Raw genomic sequence first — 16,705 nt, forward strand, 5'->3', positions numbered from 1 at the left:
TGAGTGTGTAACTGATGAAATTTGTTGATGAAGCCACCATTCAGGTGGAAGCGGGTAAGGGCGGCCATGGCTGTCTGAGCTTTCGCCGGGAAAAATATGTTCCCCGCGGCGGCCCGGATGGGGGTGATGGCGGCGACGGTGGCTCTGTCTACCTGGAGGCTGCCGAGGCTCTCAATACGCTCGTGGACTACCGTTTTCAGCGTAAATTCAAGGCCCAGACAGGGGAGCAGGGCAGTGGCCGAAACTGCTCCGGCAGCAAGGGTGAAGACCTGTTTCTTCCGGTGCCGGTTGGCACTACCGTGGTGGATATGGATACCCACGAGGTGCTTGGGGACCTCACCCGGCCGGGAGACACGCTCAAGGTGGCTCAGGGCGGTTTTCACGGCCTTGGCAATACGCGCTACAAGTCCTCGGTCAATCAGGCGCCGCGCCAGACGAGCAAAGGCTCCGAGGGCGAGCTACGCAATCTGCGGCTGGAGCTGAAGGTGATGGCAGACGTGGGTCTGCTGGGGATGCCGAACGCGGGCAAGTCCACATTTATCCGTTCCGTGTCTGCAGCGACGCCGAAAGTGGCCGACTATCCGTTTACCACGCTGGTTCCGAATCTCGGCGTGGTGAGTGTGCAGCAGCACCAGAGCTTTGTGGTTGCGGATATTCCGGGTCTCATCGAGGGCGCGGCTGAAGGCGCAGGCCTGGGCATCCGGTTTCTGAAGCATCTGGTTCGTACCCGGCTGCTGCTGCATCTGGTGGATGTGGCGCCCTACGACGGATCCTCTCCGGCGCAGAATGCGCGAGCCATCGAGCACGAGCTTGAAAAGTTCAGTGAAACCCTTGCCAGCCGCGACCGCTGGCTGGTGCTGAACAAGGTGGACATGATTCCCGAGCATGAGCGGGAAGCTCATTGCCAGACCATCATTGAGGACCTTGGGTGGGATGGCCCGGTTTATGCCATTTCTGCTCTTAGCGGGGAAGGCACCCGGCCGCTCACCCAGGCCGTGATGCGCTGGATTGAGCTGCGGGCAGAAGAAGAGGCGGAGAATCCGGAAGTGGCCGAACTTGAAGCTGAGCGCCGGCGGCGTATGGATGAAGAGGCCAGGGCCCAGATCGAAGCGGAGAAGCAGGCCCGTCGCGCCGCCCGTGAGAATGACGACGATGACTTTGACGAAGATGACGACGACGATGATGTTGAAGTGGTCTATGCGCCGGAGTAATCACAGGGAGTAGTCGGAATCAGTATGACTGAACGCCAGCATGTTAGCCGGGCACGCCGCCTGGTGGTCAAAATCGGCAGTGCCCTGCTGACAAACGACGGCAGGGGGCTGGATGTTGCTGCACTGGGCGGCTGGGTCGACCAGATCGCCGCCCTGATCGCTTCCGGTGTTGAGGTGGTTGTGGTGTCATCCGGTTCCGTGGCAGAGGGCATGAGCCGCCTCGGCTGGGCTGTGCGACCCCAGCAGCTGCATGAATTGCAGGCGGCTGCGGCCGTGGGCCAGATGGGGCTGGTTCAGACCTGGGAGGCGCAGCTCCAGCGTCACCATCTGCATTCCGCCCAGATCCTGTTAACCCATGACGACCTTTCCGATCGCAAGCGGTACCTGAATGCACGCAGCACCCTCCGGGCGCTGCTGGATTTTGGGGTAGTGCCAATCGTAAATGAAAACGACACGGTCGTGACCGATGAAATCCGTTTCGGTGACAATGATACCCTGGGTGCTCTTGTAGCCAATCTGATCGAAGCGGATGGCCTGATCATCCTCACGGATCAGGAGGGGCTGTTTGACCAGGATCCGCGGAAAAATCCCGAGGCCCGGCTTATTGAGCAGCGCCATGCCAGCGACACTGCTCTGGATGCCATGGCGGCGGGCGGTGCCGGTGCTCTTGGTCGTGGCGGGATGCAGACCAAGGTCAAGGCTGCCAGGCTGGCTTCCCGTTCGGGCGCTTTTACAGTCATTGTCGGCGGCCGGTTGCCCGCCGTTCTCTGCCGGCTTCGTGCGGGAGAGATGCTCGGTACCCTCCTGCTGCCAAACCAGGGCCGGACAGCTGCCCGTAAACAGTGGCTGGCCAGTCATCTCAAGACCCGGGGTCAGCTAATGCTCGATGAAGGGGCGGTGCGGGTTCTCTGCAAGGGAGGCCGCAGTCTTCTTCCTGTAGGTGTGAAATCCGTAGCAGGCTCTTTTCGTCGGGGTGAAATGGTGTCCTGTACGGACGAGTCGGGGCGGGAAGTGGCGCGGGGGCTGATTAACTACAATGCGGACGAGGCGCGGGCGATCGCAGGCCGCTCCAGCGACCGGATTGCGGATCTGCTGGGTTATATCTCGGACGAGGAGATGATCCACAGGGATAACCTGGTTATTGTCTGATGTCCGCTTGCTAATGCATTGACACAAAAAAACCGGCCAATGACCGGTTTTTTTGAATGAAGGCGCGGATCAGGCGCTTTGCATTCCCTTGATGCGGGCGACCATGCGGCTCTTCTGTCGGGCCACCTTGTTCTTGGTGAAAATGCCCTTGTTGACCATGCGGTCAATAATCGGCTGGCAGGTCTTGAATGCGGCCTGTGCTTCTTCGTAGTTGCCGGATTCGATCTTGGCATCCACTTTCTTCATGTACGTACGCGCCATGGAACGCAGGCTTGCATTGTGCTTGCGGTTCTTCTCGTTCTGACGTGCGCGCTTCTTCGCTTGCGGGGAATTGGCCACCGTGTAACTCCTGATATTGCTGTATGCGTTTCTGGATAAATCGCGGGCGCGCGAACATCCAGCGCCTCGAATTAAATGACGCGAGATGATGCCGCTTAAGTCCCGCAATGTCAAGGCTGGCGCACGCGGGATCCCTGTTTTTCCGGTGCCTGTGCTACACTCGCCGGCACGGATTTTCAGGGGCAGCAGAGCCGTGATCCCGGCCAGCTGTTTCCGGCACCACCCAGCCAACCCTAACACTGCAAGGCCATCAATGTCCGAGCCCTCTGCCAGATCTGATCTGCCCTCCAGCCCCTCTGTGCCGCCAGGTCCTCCGGGACTGCTCAGGTCATCGGGCCTGGTGGGCTCCATGACCATGCTTTCCCGCATACTGGGACTGGTGAGGGACATGGTCATTGCCCGCTACTTCGGCGCTGGCGCCGGTGCTGACGCATTCTTTGTGGCCTTCAAGATCCCCAACTTCCTGCGCCGGCTGTTTGCCGAAGGCGCCTTCTCCCAGGCGTTTGTGCCGGTACTGTCTTCCTTTCGGGAGCAGAAGTCCCTGTCTGAGGTGCAGCGTCTGGTTAATGCGGTGGCAGGCTCCCTGGGGCTGGTGCTGCTGGGGGTTACACTGGTCGCCATGCTGGGCGCGCCGGTGCTGACGGCTGTGTTCGCGCCGGGCTTTGTGGATGATGAGGAAAAGTTCGCCCTGGCCAGCGACATGCTCCGGATAACCTTTCCTTACCTTCTGCTGATTTCCCTGACGGCATTTGCAGGGGCAATTCTGAACAGCTATGACCGGTTTGCAGTGCCGGCCTTCACTCCGGTTCTGCTTAATCTGACCATGATCGGTGCTGCCATTTTCCTGTCCCCGTTGATGGCTACGCCGATCATGGCGCTTGCCTGGGGCGTGTTTATTGCCGGCGCCATTCAGCTGTTTTTCCAGCTGCCTTTTCTGATGCGCCTGGGGCTGATGCCCAGGCCCCGGGTGGATTACCGACATGAAGGGGTCCGGAAGGTGCTGACGCTGATGGCGCCGGCAATCTTCGGGGTCTCGGTGAGCCAGATCAACCTGTTGCTGGACACAGTGCTGGCGTCCTTTCTTGAGACCGGCAGTGTGTCCTGGCTGTATTATTCGGACCGACTGGCAGAGCTTCCCCTGGGGGTCTTCGGTATTGCCATTGCCACCGTCATTCTTCCCAGCCTTTCCCGCAAACACGCAGCTGAATCCCGGGACCAGTTTGCCGCCACCCTCGACTGGGCCATTCGGGGCGTGTTGCTGATTGGCCTCCCCGCTGCCCTGGCACTGGTGCTGCTTGCAGAACCGCTGATCGCGACGCTGTTTTACTATGGCGAGGTGACAGCACGGGATGTCGCCATGTCCGGCCAGAGCCTGCGAGCCTACTCCGCGGGATTGCTGGCCTTTATGCTGATCAAGGTACTGGCTCCGGGATTCTTTGCCCGCCAGGATACCCGCACGCCGGTGAAAATTGGCATTATTGCGATGGTCGCCAACATGGTATTCAACCTGATTCTGGTATTTCCGATGGCCCACGCCGGCCTTGCCCTTGCAACGTCACTATCCGCCTGGCTGAATACCGGCCTTCTCTGGCGGGGATTGAAAAAGGAAGGAGCCTGGCGGAGCCAGCCCGGGTGGGGCAGATTTCTGCTGCAGCTTGCTGTGGCCAACGGTGCTCTGGTAGCGGTCATTCTGTATCTGAGTGCGCCGGTCGATCAGTGGCTGGCGGTCGGCGGACTCCGGCGGTCGGCCGATATGGCAGTACTGGTGACGGCTGGCGTGGCTGTCTATCTGGTGGCGCTGGGTCTGGCTGGCATCCGGTTGCGGCATTTCAGGCAGCACTAGTGGTCTCTGTTCTCTTATGCCAGTCCGAGGGATGGGGTATAATTGCGCGTTTTCTCGCCAGCGCTCCGGTCCTTTCGGAGTGATGCTGGTATTACACGTCCAGGCCGGACAGGCTCCAACCGGGTACACAATGAGAAGGGTGCGTTTTAAATGAGGCTGATCCGTGGCCTGACCAATCTGCAGTCGCTGTCAAAGCAGCCAGATTCCCTCCTCCGGAAAGGATGTGTGGCAACCATCGGCAACTTTGATGGTGTTCATCTGGGGCACCAGAAAATCATTGAGCAGGTTCGGGACAGGGCCGCCAGGCTGAAACTGCCAAGTGTTGCCATGACATTTGAGCCCCAGCCGCAGGAATTTTTCCAGGGGCGGGAAGCACCGCCACGACTGACGGACTTCAGGCAGAAGTTTGAGCTGCTGACCGAGTCAGGCATCGATATGGTGCTGTGCGTCCGGTTTGATGAGCGTTTCCGCCAGTACCCGGCCACGGCTTTCATTGAAGAGGCGTTACTTGACGGCCTGAAGATCCAGCATCTGGTGGTAGGGGACGACTTCCGTTTTGGCCACGACCGCTCGGGAGACTTTAATCTGCTGAAAAAAGTGGGTCTGGAAGCCGGGTTTGATGTCGAAAATACCAGAACGGTCATGGTTAAGGGAGCAAGGGTGAGCAGCACCCGTGTTCGCAAGGCTCTTTCCGAAAACCGGCTGGATCTGGCCGCAAAGCTCCTGGGGCGCCCTTACGCCATTGAGGGGCATGTTGTGTATGGTCGCCAGCTGGGCCGGGAGATCGGCGCGCCAACCGTAAATATTGTATTGAAGCACATGCCGCCCCTGCGTGGGGTCTATGTGGTAACCACTGAAATGCCAGACGGCAGCCACAGGGATGGCGTGGCAAACATTGGCCTGAGGCCCACGGTTGATGGCAAACAGCCTTCCCTGGAAGTGCACCTGTTTGACTTTGCTGGCACACTGTATGGCCAGCGATTACGGGTGACTTTCTGTCATCCGCTGCGTGACGAAGTGCGCTTTGACTCGGTCGATGCGCTCAAGTCCCAGATACAACAGGACATGCGCGCCGCCCGGGCCTGGTTGGCAAGCCAGCGCTGATCATCCCAATCCGACAGACCAGAACTGACCGACGACAGAGCATTCACAGAGACCCCATGACAGACTACAAGCACACCCTCAATCTGCCTGAAACCGATTTTCCCATGCGTGGCAACCTGGCTAAGCGCGAGCCGGACATGCTCAAGCGCTGGCAGGCGCTGGACGTTTATGGTGAGCTGCGCAAGGCTCGGGAAGGAAAGGAAAAATTCATCCTTCACGACGGCCCTCCCTACGCCAATGGCAGCATTCATATCGGTCATGCGGTCAACAAGATCCTCAAGGACATGATTGTCAAATCCCGCGGCTTCATGGGCTATGACGCCCCTTACGTTCCGGGCTGGGACTGCCATGGATTGCCCATTGAACACAAAGTGGAGCAGGAAATAGGCAAGGCAGGCGTCAAGGTGGACTACAAGACCTTCCGCCAAGCCTGTCGCGACTATGCCGCAAAACAGATTGCCGGTCAGAAGGAAGATTTCGTACGCCTCGGGGTGATGGGTGCCTGGGACAAGCCCTACCTGACCATGGACCCGAAGGTAGAGGCCGATATCATCCGCGCCCTCGGCCAGATTGCCGGAAATGGGCACCTCGTCCGTGGTTTCAAACCCGTGTACTGGAGCGTCGTGGGCCAGTCGGCGCTGGCCGAGGCGGAAGTGGAGTATCAGGACAAGACCTCCACCCAGATTGATGTGCGTTTTACCGCCGTTGAGCAGAAGAAAATGCAGGCCCTGTTTAGCACAGGTGCAGGCGAGGGCGACATTTCGGTGGTTATCTGGACGACCACCCCCTGGACCATCCCGGCCAACCAGGCCGTTGCCCTGAATGCCGAGCTGGATTATGCGCTGGTTCAGGTGAATGTGGGCCAGGGTCCGGAAAGGATGATTCTGGCGGCGGACATGGTGAATGACATCATGGCCAGGTGGGAGGTGGAGGGCGCAGAGGTTCTGGCGACCTGCAAGGGCCAGACCCTCGAAAACCAGTTGCTGCATCATCCGGTCTTTGACAAAGAAGTTCCCATTGTTCTGGGTGAACACGTCTCCACCGATGCCGGTACCGGTGCCGTTCACACCGCTCCGGACCACGGCATGGAAGACTTCGTGGTGGGCAGGGAATACGGCATTGGGACCCTCAACCTGGTCCAGGCCGACGGCACCTACACCCAGGCCGCCGGAGAGTTTGCCGGGGTTCACGTTTACAAGAGCGATGAGCCTGTCTGCGAGGCCCTGAGCCGGGAAGGCAAGCTGGTGCGGGCCCAGAAGTTCCGCCACAGCTATCCCCATTGCTGGCGCACCAAGACTCCGCTGATCTACCGCGCCACGCCCCAGTGGTTTATCAGCATGGACAAAAATCACCTCCGTCGTGACGCTCTGGAAGCCATCAAGGGCGTGCGCTGGGTTCCCGGCTGGGGCCAGAACCGCATTGAAGCCATGTTTGAGCAGTCTCCGGACTGGTGTGTTTCCCGCCAGCGCACCTGGGGTGTGCCCATTACCCTGTTTGTTCACAGGGAAACCCAAGAGCTTCACCCGGACACCCTGGGGCTGATTGAGCAGGTCGCAAAACAGGTGGAAGAGGGCGGAATTGACGTCTGGTACGAGCTGGATGCTGCCACCCTGCTGGGTGCCGATGCGGATCAGTATGAAAAGGTCACGGATACCCTGGATGTCTGGTTTGATTCCGGCGTTACCCATGCTTCGGTCCTGCGCAAACGCCCCGAGCTGGGCCAGTTTCCCGCTGATCTGTATCTGGAAGGGTCTGACCAGCACCGGGGCTGGTTCCAGTCATCCCTCAAAACGTCCATTGCAATCAATGGTGTGGCCCCATACAGGCAGGTCCTCACCCACGGCTTTACCGTGGATGCCAAGGGTCACAAGATGTCCAAGTCTCTTGGCAATGTGATCGCTCCCCAGGAGGTCATGAATGAGCTGGGAGCGGACATTCTGAGGCTGTGGGTCGCTGCCACCGATTACAGCGGCGAGATGACCGTATCAAAGGACATCCTCCGGCAGACAGCGGATGGTTATCGCCGTATCCGTAATACCGCCCGTTTCCTGCTCAGCAACCTGAGCGGGTTTGAGCCGTCAGAGCACATGGTGCAGCCGGAAGACATGCTGGCCCTGGATCGCTGGATGGTGGACCGGGCGCGGGTCCTGCAGCAGGAGCTTGAGGAAGACTACCGCAACTACAGCTTCATCCGCATCTACCAGAAGATCTACAACTTCTGCGAAGCCACCCTCGGCGGATTCTACCTGGATATCATCAAGGACCGGCAGTACACCACCCAGGCGGACAGTCTGGCTCGCCGCTCCTGCCAGACTGCGCTGTTCCATGTTGCCGAGGCCCTGGTGCGCTGGATTGCGCCGATCCTCAGCTTCACGGCCGATGAAATCTGGCAGCATCTGCCCGGCAAGCGCGGAGACAGTGTCTTCTACGAAACCTGGTACGAACAGCTGGCGGCTTTGCCGGAGGATGCCCAACTGGGTCGGGAATACTGGCGCGAGCTATACAGTGTAAAAGAAGCGGTCAACAAGGTTCTCGAAGAGGCCCGGGGCCGGGGTGAAATCAAGGGCTCCCTGACTGCCGAAGTGACGCTGTACTGTGACAGCGAACTGGCAAAGTCTCTCGAACTGCTCGGAAATGAGCTGCGTTTCGTACTGATCACCTCCGATGCCCGTGTCCGGCCTTTATCGGAAGCTGGGGATGCTCAGCCCACCAGCCACGAAGGTCTGCGGGTTCAGGTGACTCCGGCCCAGGCTCCCAAGTGTGAGCGTTGCTGGCATCACCGCCCGGACGTTGGCCAGCACAGCAGCTACAAGGACCTCTGTGGCCGCTGTGTAGAAAACCTTGAGGGCCAGGGTGAATCCCGGGTATACGCCTGATGGAGCAGACCATGACGGGGGAAGGAAAGCGCTGGCCCATGCTGCGCTGGCTCTGGCTGGCAGCCCTGGTGGTCATTCTGGATCTGTCCACCAAGACCATGGCAACAGCCTGGCTGAACTATGCCGACCCGGTGCCGGTTTTGCCGATGTTCAACCTGACTCTGCTCCATAACACAGGCGCGGCGTTCAGCTTCCTGGCCAGCGAATCCGGATGGCAGAGGTGGTTTTTCGTCTCCCTGGCGCTGGTGATCAGTGTGGTTCTTGTGCGCTGGCTGAGCACGCTCAGGCAGAATGAGACCTGGCTGGCGATTGCCATCGTACTGATCCTGGGAGGCGCGCTGGGTAATGTGCACGACCGGATGGTGCATGGCTACGTGGTGGACTTCATCCATCTGTACTGGGGCAATTACCATTTTCCCGCATTCAATATCGCCGACTCTGCCATTACAGTGGGGGCGGTAATGATGATCATCGACATGTTCCGGAACCCGTCCCACGGCTCCGGCAAAGGAGAATCAGCAGGATGAACCAGCTGCCCGTAGACAGGGGTACCAGAGTAACCCTGAATTTTGCGCTCAAGTTCACCGACGGCCAGGTCATCGACTCCACCTTCGGCAAGGGTCCCGCCACCCTGGAAATCGGTGACGAAAGCCTGCCTGAAAATTTCGAGGCCTACCTGATGGGCATGAAGGCTGGCGAATCAGCCACCTTCGAGGTTCCGCCGGAAAAAGCGTTTGGTCAGAGAAACCCCAGCAATATCCAGATGTTCAAACGCTCGGACTTCAGCGCCGACATGGTGCTTGAGCCGGGGGTCGTGATTTCATTCGCCGATGCCCGCCAGAGCGAATTGCCGGGTGTGGTGGAGCGGGCCGAGGGCGACCAGGTGACAGTCGACTTCAATCATCCGCTGGCCGGGCGTACACTGGTATTTGAAGTGGAAATCATCGATGTGGAGCCGGCCCAGGCCGCCCACTGAACGACCAGCAGGACCAGCCATGCAGATCCGACTTGCCAATCCCAGAGGCTTTTGCGCCGGCGTCGACCGCGCCATCGAAATCGTCAACCGCGCTCTCGACGTGTTTGGTGCGCCCATCTATGTGCGTCACGAAGTCGTGCATAACAAATTCGTGGTCAGCAATCTGAGGGACAGGGGTGCGGTTTTCGTGGACGAGCTGGACGAGGTTCCGGACGATCATCTGGTGATCTTCAGCGCCCACGGGGTATCCCAGGCCGTCAAGAATGAAGCCTCCCGCCGGGGCCTCAAGGTATTTGATGCCACCTGTCCGCTGGTGACCAAGGTCCACCTGGAAGTCATGCGCTACAGCCGCAGCGGCGACGAATGCATTCTGATTGGCCACCATGGGCACCCGGAGGTGGAAGGCACCATGGGCCAGTATGACCAGAGCAGCGGCGGCAGGATCTATCTCGTGGAAGATGAGAAAGACGTCGCCAGCCTGGAAGTCCAGGACCCCGACCGTCTCGCCTACGTAACCCAGACCACTCTCTCGATGGATGACACCGCCCGGGTGATTGATGCACTTCGCGCCAGGTTCCCGAAAATCCAGGGCCCCCGCAAGGACGACATCTGCTACGCCACCCAGAACCGCCAGGACGCCGTCAAACAGCTGGCAGCCGATTGCGATCTGATGCTGGTGGTGGGTTCACCGAACAGCTCCAATTCCAACCGCCTCCGGGAACTCGCCGAGCGCATGGGCACGCCTGCCTGGCTCATCGATGAAGCAGCCCAGATTGATCCGGCCTGGCTGGAAGGCCGGCAGGTCGTGGGCGTAACCGCCGGTGCCTCCGCCCCGGAAGTGCTGGTCAATGATGTCATTGCCCGACTGCGGGAGCTGGGGGGCGAAACGCCGGAGGAAGTTTCCGGACGGGAGGAAAATATCGTTTTCTCCATGCCCAGGGAACTGCGCATCGACACCGTCGAAATTACCTGATCGCCTCCTTCCTGACAGTCGGTCGCAAAAAACGACAGAGTTCACATTGCGGCCGCTTTTCCTACCGGTCATCCCCTCTGAAAAACCGTTCGTCGTCTTCGTGTGGCAGGGAGGGTGAGCGTCCTTTAATGTCTCCATAAACCAGAATGGAAGAGAACCATGTCATACCCAGACAGATATTCCATCGCAGACAGAAGCAGGAATTCGGGCTTTACGCTGCTTGAGCTGATGATAACCCTTGCTGTACTGGCCATTGTCGCTTTTTTTGCCGTTCCCAATTTTCAGGGAATGATCAGGGATAATCGCATTGCCTCGCAGACCAATGAGCTGAGTAGCCTTGTCAGTTACGCAAGAAGTGAGGCGGCGAAGGGGGCCAGATCAGTGGTTACTCTTTGCCCCTCCACGGATCAGTCAAGCTGTACCGGCGGCTCGGTCTGGGACTCCGGATGGATTATCTTCCGGGACCAGAACGGCGACGGGACCCTGAATGCCGCAGATGATCAACTGTTGAAGATATTCCCGGAGCTTTCAGGTGGGAATACGCTACGGGTGCGGGGGCTGTCCAGCAACGACGGCTCTCTTATCCAGTTTGCCGATTCGGGGTTCCCCGTCCCGCCTGGCCTTGGAACTTCCTCTGCCGGCACTCTGATTGTGTGCAACGATACCGGCGCAGCCGGGGCAAACGCCGTGGTCGTGGCTGTCTCCGGCCAGACGCGCCTGGCCAGAGACACGGACGGCAATGGGATACTCAATGACCATGACGACGACGACGTTTCATGTCCCTGATTCTGTTCTGAGGCATCAGATGAAAATGATAAAGATATTCGAAAATACAAAAACCTGCCGGGGTTTCACCCTGATCGAGATTTTGGTGACCATGGTCATTCTCGCCGTAGGCCTCCTCGGTCTCGCCGGACTGGTGATGGATGGAATGCGAAATAACCAGGGGGCCTATCTCAGAACCCAGGCCAGCATTCTGGCTTACGACATGGCAGACAGGATGCGGGCGAACCATAGCCGGGCGACGGGTGGAGGAGACTACGCCGGGTTCAGCACGGTTGGTGCTTCCACGGCGATTCCTGCATGTACCACGGATGCTGCTGGCTGCACCCCGGCTGAGCAGGCTATTGCAGACAAGGCCCAGTGGACCAGTCAGCTTCAGGGAGTTGGTGCTGGTATGGCCGTTCTCCCCGGCGGAGTGGGCGAGATAGCCTATGACGCAGGCTCGAATACGTTCACTGTCTCGGTCAGCTGGCAGGAAATAGAACGCGAAGGTGATGCCGGGGAAGCAATTGCCGACGACAACAAATACGAAATGAGAGTCAGTCTTTGAGGCCGCTTATGCTTGACACGACACTGGGGTTGAACGCGATGAAAGGCAGAAAGCAGAAGGGTCTTTCACTTGTTGAGCTGATGATTGCCCTGGCGCTCAGCAGCACGCTGATCTTTGGTCTTTTTACGATCTATCTTGACTCAACCCAGACCTCGAGGATGAGCAACTCCCTGGCGCGGGTGCAGGAAAGCGGTCGTATCGGCTTCGATATCATGGCCAGGGATATGAGGGCTGTTGGCTATCAGGGTTGTGCCGATCCGGACGACGTGACCATGAACATCATCGCGAACAATCCACCAAGTTCCGACTTCATGGAAAATACGCTCCGCGGCTGGGAGGTAACCGGTGCCAACTGGGCAAACGGCACTGAGTATGGCGGCACTTCAATTGAAACTTCGGCCCGGATTGGCAGCGACGTAATTGCCATCCAGCGGGGGGTGAATACTGATATTGCCGTCTACGACAAGATGAATGCCGCCAACGCGAACATCAAGGTTTCCGGGGGGAACATCAACCTTTTCTCCAAAAACGACATTGTCATGATATCGGACTGTGAAAGTGCGGATCTTTTCCGGATTTCAAGCGAACCCACCAGTGGTGCCTGGGCCCATGCCAATAACGTGAATGCGGGTAACTTTCTTAGTCAGGCTTATAACGAAAAGTCCAGCATCCTGAGGTTTACCGCGTCGGTTTATTACGTCGCTGACACTAATCGCGACGATGCACAGGGTGCACCGATTTACGCCCTCTATCGCGCCAGCAACAACCTTGCCCTGGCCGGGACCACTTTTCAGATAGATGAACTGGTGGAGGGTGTTGAGTCCCTTCAGATTCTCTACGGCGAACTACTACCGACAAACAACATTCGCTATGTGCCCGCGGATGAAGCTGGCCTGGACATGAAACGCGTGGTCGCCATCCGGCTCGGCGTTCTTGTCAGTGATTCCGAGAAGACCCGTGACAATAACGATACCGCAAGCTACGACCTGCCGGGAGAAACCATTGTACCGGCAGGAGCCGCGGGCGCGGTGACCCATGCCGAGGACCAGCGCCTGCGGCGGACCTTCACAACAACCGTTGCATTGCGCAACCGGGATTGATGCAGCTTATTCACAGAGGTGGTTCGGGCCATGAACAAAAGAATGCAACAAATGACGGTGCCAAGAGAGCGAGGGGCTGTGCTGATTGTAAGCCTCGTGGTTCTGCTGGCCATAACATTGATGGGCGTGGCAGGCATGAACAATTCGGTCATGCAGGAGCGCATGGCAGCCAATGCCCAGAACTCCAACCGAGCATTTCAGGGTGCAGAAAGTGCTGCCGTGGCGCTTGTGGAGAGGCTATATGCCGACGATCTCTCCGTCCTGAGAGAATCAATGAAGGCCGCAGATGGGATGAGCAGCACCACGAATTTCACTGCTGATAGTGGGAATGACATCACTGGGGTTTATCAGGCCGAGTTTCTGGGCGAAATCATCATTAACAGCGGCAGTTCAATGGATGCCAACGAAAGTTCGACATTACTGAAAGGCTTCCGATACCAGGTGAGTGGGTCGGCAACAATGGCAAACACGGGTGCTGAGACAACTGTCTTCAAGGGCATCGAATATTATTGATGACTCAGGGCTCCCGGCCTGGGCGGAGGTATAAAATGTTGAGTTACAGAATGTTTTTAAAAGGTTCGGCTATTTCGCTTCTTTTTCTGCTGGCGCCTGTCGCAAATGCGGACATGGCCGATGCCACAGTAATTGACAGCCCAATTCAGGCCGCCGAGGCGGGATCCATTATTCTGAGGGGTAGCTCATCCAAGGTGCTTCAGGTTGTTGCGGAGGACTGCCCGCACTGTCCGGCCAGGACCCTTTTCCCGTCACCCGGCTTTACGGTCCTGGTGGGTCAGAAAAAGCTGTCCCGCTCTGAAGCTATCCGTTATGAGGGTCAGGCAGGAACGGTGATTTATGATGCGCGGAACGGGCGTGCTGAACGGGTAATTTACGATGTTACTGAAGGAGAGCTGCAATGAGACCTCTTAAAGCATGCACCAGCCGCGTCCTTGCTTTTCTGCTGCCGCTTTTCTGTTCAGTACCGGCACTGGCGGACGACTCCGAAATATTCTTTACCAATACAACGGGTGTGGTCCAGCCCAATATTCTCTTCATTATCGATAAGTCTGGCAGCATGGTAAACCAGGTTGGTGCCACGGGGAAAACACGCCTGCAGGTAGTCCAGGAGGTCACAAATGAGCTGATTGACGACATGACAAATGTCAATGTGGGGCTTATGAAGTTCGGCGGAAGCGATGGAGGTGACTTCCTTGCACCCGTAAAGGACATAGAGGGAAACAGGGCCAACCTCAAAACGCAGGTCAATAGCCTTTCACCCAAGGGCGGAACCCCGCTGTCGGAAACTCTCTTTGAGGCGATGAGGTACTACCAGGGGGAGGACTATTTCATCAGGTCCTCATCGGTCGCGGGGGTGATGGAGAACACTACTGAGTACAAAAGTCCGATTGCCTATGAGTGCCAGCCAAACAACGTCATTCTTCTTACTGATGGCGAGCCCACCAATGACAGCAACCATATCAGTGAAATAGGCGGTGTTGTTGGAGAGTGTGGCACGGGAAGTGACAGCAATGGAAATTGCCTCGACGAAGTGTCCAGTTACATGTGGAACAACGACATTTTTGATGGAAAAGACGGAGTTCAGCGGGTTTCCACCTATACCGTGGGCTTTGCAACGGATCAGCAGCTGCTCTCGGATACTGCGACAAAGGCCAACGGCAAATATGTACTTGCCAATGACGCGGCGTCACTCAAAACGGCTTTCAGCGACGTCTTTACCGATATTCTTGCAAAATCGTCCACATTTTCGGCCCCCGGCATAGCCGTCAATACTTTTGACCGCCTGAACCACCTTGATTCGCTTTACTTCGCCCTGTTTGAGCCGAAAAAGACCCCTCGCTGGAGTGGAAACCTGAAGCGGTACAAGCTCGCCATCAAGAATGGCGAAGCGGTTATCCTTGATGCTGACGGGATTGAGGCCGTTGATCCGAATACCGGCTTTTTCAATGACAACGCGCGTAGCTGGTGGAGCCCATCCACTGATGGAAAGAAGGTGGAAGAGGGCGGTGCGGCATCCCAGCATGCAGATCTTGCATCCAACCGGAAGGTCTACACCTACCCTTCCGACTCCAATACGTCCGATCTGACGCAGAACGCCAATGCCATGGAGGTGGGCAACAACAAGCTGACCAAGGCCATGTTCGGCGATGCCGCCATGAGCGATGCGCTCTATCAGCAGCTTATCAACTGGACCCGCGGTGCGGACGTATTCGACGCTGATGGCGATGGAAGCACTGCCGACTCCCGCAAGTTCATTGCTGATCCCCTGCACTCAGTACCCCATCTCATTGTATACGGTGGCACCGAAAGCGATCCTGATACCACAGTCTTTTTTGGCGACAACCAGGGATTCATTCACGGAATTAACGGTAAAGATGGCGCCACGCACTTCTCTTTTATCCCCGAGGAGCTTCTCTCAAATCAGAATGCCCTGATGGAGAACCAGGCTACTACCTCCCGCATCTATGGCATGGACGGCACGATTGTCAGCTGGGTGAAAGATGATGATGGCAATGGCGAGATTGGCAATGCCAATGGCGACCAGGCCTATATCTACAGTGGCATGAGGCGCGGAGGCAGGAATTACTACGCACTGGATGTCACTGACCCGTCCAGTCCTTCCTTCCTGTGGACCATCAAAGGTGGGGTTACTAGTGGTTTTGACGAACTAGGACAGACCTGGTCGAAGCCCGTCAAAACCAAGGTGGAAATCGGCAATCAGATCAAGGAAGTACTTATTTTTGGTGGCGGTTACGACGACAATCAGGACGACGTGAGCACCAGAACGGCGGACTCGGTGGGCCGGGCAATGTATATCGTTGATGCAGAATCAGGCGCCAGGCTCTGGTGGGCAGGCCCTGCGGGAAGTGGAGCCGACCTTGAGCTGCCTGACATGCAATACAGCATTCCTGCTTCTCCGAAGGTGCTGGACGTGACCGGTGATGGCCTGGCGAATCAGATTTACGTAGGTGACATGGGTGGACAGATCTTCCGCTTTGATATCACCAACGGCAACAACGCAGCCACCCTGGCAACAGGCGCAAGCATTGCCAGCCTCGCAGGCTCTGCAACTGCTGATAATCGTCGTTTCTATCACTCGCCCGATCTCTTTGGCATCAAAACAGGCGGCAGGCGTTACCTGGGACTGGTGATTGGTTCAGGCTTCCAGGCTCATCCGCTGGATGAGGACATCGAAGACCGGATCTACATGTTGCGGATCCCTGATGTGACTGCGCCACCGATCAAGCTGGACGCAAATGGAGATCCGGTTCTGGATGCCAATAACAAAGAGATCGTGGAGTACAGCACGCTGACTGAAGTGGATCTCTACGACGCGACTGAGAACCTGATTCAGGAAGGCACATCGGCGGAGCAGCAGGCCGCCGCGCTGGCTCTCAATAGCGCTCAGGGCTACTTCATAAAGTTGGAGAACTCCGGGGAGAAGGTTCTTTCGTCCAGTCAGACAATCAACAATGAAACCTTCATTACAACCTATGAACCAACGCCAAGTACCAACCCCTGCGTGCCTTCCGCAGGAACCTCACGGCTTTACCATATTTCTGCCTTTGATGGAAGAGCAATCATCAACTATGACCTGGTGGACAACCCCGACCCAAATGAGCTTACCCGTGGCGATCGTGAAGTAGAGCTGAATACGATTGGCATCCCACCGGATCCCCAGCGCATGCGAGTGGACGATACGGACATCGTGTGTGTTGGTGCGGAATGTAAAAAAATAGACTCCCTCACGGGTGTAGTCGAAACCTACTGGTATGAGGAATGAGA

Annotated in this window: 15 protein-coding genes; 14 read left to right on the forward strand and 1 reads right to left on the reverse strand. The window is 57.5% G+C overall.

Features of this window, described 5'->3' with window-relative positions:
• Window positions 1-14 precede the first annotated feature (14 nt).
• On the forward strand, window positions 15-1,211 hold the full coding sequence (gene cgtA / locus LG327_RS08285; RefSeq protein WP_404368346.1) for an Obg family GTPase CgtA: 1,197 nt from the start codon (window positions 15-17) through the stop codon (window positions 1,209-1,211).
• 24 nt (window positions 1,212-1,235) lie between these two features.
• Complete coding sequence (proB, locus tag LG327_RS08290; protein ID WP_404368349.1) at window positions 1,236-2,360, forward strand: glutamate 5-kinase; 1,125 nt, start codon at window positions 1,236-1,238, stop codon at window positions 2,358-2,360.
• A 69-nt stretch (window positions 2,361-2,429) separates the two neighbouring features.
• On the opposite strand, the gene rpsT is transcribed toward proB, so the two are convergent.
• Complete coding sequence (rpsT, locus tag LG327_RS08295; protein WP_404368352.1) at window positions 2,430-2,699, reverse strand: 30S ribosomal protein S20; 270 nt, start codon at window positions 2,697-2,699, stop codon at window positions 2,430-2,432.
• Between the two features lie 253 nt (window positions 2,700-2,952).
• Here rpsT and murJ point away from each other — a divergent pair, with 253 nt between their 5' ends.
• The 12 genes from murJ (at window position 2,953) to LG327_RS08355 (ending at window position 16,703) form a co-directional block, all read left to right on the forward strand.
• Window positions 2,953-4,542 carry a murein biosynthesis integral membrane protein MurJ gene (murJ, locus tag LG327_RS08300; protein ID WP_404368355.1) on the forward strand — a complete coding sequence of 530 codons (1,590 nt, stop codon included), beginning with the start codon at window positions 2,953-2,955 and terminating at the stop codon, window positions 4,540-4,542.
• A 150-nt stretch (window positions 4,543-4,692) separates the two neighbouring features.
• Entirely contained in the window at window positions 4,693-5,646 is a 954-nt protein-coding gene (gene ribF, locus LG327_RS08305) for a bifunctional riboflavin kinase/FAD synthetase (protein WP_404368358.1), read from the forward strand.
• Between the two features lie 56 nt (window positions 5,647-5,702).
• Window positions 5,703-8,522: an isoleucine--tRNA ligase gene (gene ileS, locus LG327_RS08310; RefSeq protein ID WP_404368360.1), complete on the forward strand. Its 2,820-nt coding sequence runs from the start codon at window positions 5,703-5,705 to the stop codon at window positions 8,520-8,522.
• 11 nt (window positions 8,523-8,533) lie between these two features.
• On the forward strand, window positions 8,534-9,049 hold the full coding sequence (gene lspA / locus LG327_RS08315; protein WP_404368363.1) for a signal peptidase II: 516 nt from the start codon (window positions 8,534-8,536) through the stop codon (window positions 9,047-9,049).
• Window positions 9,046-9,498, forward strand: a complete 453-nt coding sequence (gene fkpB / locus LG327_RS08320; RefSeq protein WP_404368366.1) for an FKBP-type peptidyl-prolyl cis-trans isomerase — start codon at window positions 9,046-9,048, stop codon at window positions 9,496-9,498. Before lspA ends, fkpB begins: the two co-directional genes overlap by 4 nt.
• A gap of 19 nt (window positions 9,499-9,517) precedes the next feature.
• Window positions 9,518-10,471, forward strand: a complete 954-nt coding sequence (gene ispH, locus LG327_RS08325; RefSeq protein WP_404368369.1) for a 4-hydroxy-3-methylbut-2-enyl diphosphate reductase — start codon at window positions 9,518-9,520, stop codon at window positions 10,469-10,471.
• Between the two features lie 159 nt (window positions 10,472-10,630).
• Complete coding sequence (locus tag LG327_RS08330) at window positions 10,631-11,257, forward strand: GspH/FimT family pseudopilin (protein ID WP_404368372.1); 627 nt, start codon at window positions 10,631-10,633, stop codon at window positions 11,255-11,257.
• A gap of 19 nt (window positions 11,258-11,276) precedes the next feature.
• Entirely contained in the window at window positions 11,277-11,804 is a 528-nt protein-coding gene (pilV, locus tag LG327_RS08335; protein WP_404368374.1) for a type IV pilus modification protein PilV, read from the forward strand.
• 8 nt (window positions 11,805-11,812) lie between these two features.
• Entirely contained in the window at window positions 11,813-12,904 is a 1,092-nt protein-coding gene (locus tag LG327_RS08340; protein WP_404368377.1) for a PilW family protein, read from the forward strand.
• A 30-nt stretch (window positions 12,905-12,934) separates the two neighbouring features.
• On the forward strand, window positions 12,935-13,417 hold the full coding sequence (locus LG327_RS08345) for a PilX N-terminal domain-containing pilus assembly protein (protein WP_404368380.1): 483 nt from the start codon (window positions 12,935-12,937) through the stop codon (window positions 13,415-13,417).
• A 35-nt stretch (window positions 13,418-13,452) separates the two neighbouring features.
• Window positions 13,453-13,821, forward strand: a complete 369-nt coding sequence (locus tag LG327_RS08350; RefSeq protein WP_404368382.1) for a hypothetical protein — start codon at window positions 13,453-13,455, stop codon at window positions 13,819-13,821.
• Entirely contained in the window at window positions 13,818-16,703 is a 2,886-nt protein-coding gene (locus tag LG327_RS08355) for a PilC/PilY family type IV pilus protein (RefSeq protein ID WP_404368385.1), read from the forward strand. Before LG327_RS08350 ends, LG327_RS08355 begins: the two co-directional genes overlap by 4 nt.
• The last annotated feature ends 2 nt before the right edge of the window (window positions 16,704-16,705 follow it).

Source organism: Marinobacter sp., assembly GCF_044799475.1.
Classification (GTDB): Bacteria; Pseudomonadota; Gammaproteobacteria; order Pseudomonadales; family Oleiphilaceae; genus Marinobacter.

Excerpts from the sequence above, each read along its gene's own strand:
- cgtA (WP_404368346.1), top strand. The coding sequence starts at position 15 with ATGAAATTTGTTGATGAAGCCACCATTCAGGTGGAAGCGGGTAAGGGC.
- proB (WP_404368349.1), top strand. The coding sequence starts at position 1,236 with ATGACTGAACGCCAGCATGTTAGCCGGGCACGCCGCCTGGTGGTCAAA.
- murJ (WP_404368355.1), top strand. The coding sequence starts at position 2,953 with ATGTCCGAGCCCTCTGCCAGATCTGATCTGCCCTCCAGCCCCTCTGTG.
- ribF (WP_404368358.1), top strand. The coding sequence starts at position 4,693 with ATGAGGCTGATCCGTGGCCTGACCAATCTGCAGTCGCTGTCAAAGCAG.
- ileS (WP_404368360.1), top strand. The coding sequence starts at position 5,703 with ATGACAGACTACAAGCACACCCTCAATCTGCCTGAAACCGATTTTCCC.
- lspA (WP_404368363.1), top strand. The coding sequence starts at position 8,534 with ATGACGGGGGAAGGAAAGCGCTGGCCCATGCTGCGCTGGCTCTGGCTG.
- fkpB (WP_404368366.1), top strand. The coding sequence starts at position 9,046 with ATGAACCAGCTGCCCGTAGACAGGGGTACCAGAGTAACCCTGAATTTT.
- ispH (WP_404368369.1), top strand. The coding sequence starts at position 9,518 with ATGCAGATCCGACTTGCCAATCCCAGAGGCTTTTGCGCCGGCGTCGAC.
- LG327_RS08330 (WP_404368372.1), top strand. The coding sequence starts at position 10,631 with ATGTCATACCCAGACAGATATTCCATCGCAGACAGAAGCAGGAATTCG.
- pilV (WP_404368374.1), top strand. The coding sequence starts at position 11,277 with ATGAAAATGATAAAGATATTCGAAAATACAAAAACCTGCCGGGGTTTC.
- LG327_RS08340 (WP_404368377.1), top strand. The coding sequence starts at position 11,813 with ATGCTTGACACGACACTGGGGTTGAACGCGATGAAAGGCAGAAAGCAG.
- LG327_RS08345 (WP_404368380.1), top strand. The coding sequence starts at position 12,935 with ATGAACAAAAGAATGCAACAAATGACGGTGCCAAGAGAGCGAGGGGCT.
- LG327_RS08350 (WP_404368382.1), top strand. The coding sequence starts at position 13,453 with ATGTTGAGTTACAGAATGTTTTTAAAAGGTTCGGCTATTTCGCTTCTT.
- LG327_RS08355 (WP_404368385.1), top strand. The coding sequence starts at position 13,818 with ATGAGACCTCTTAAAGCATGCACCAGCCGCGTCCTTGCTTTTCTGCTG.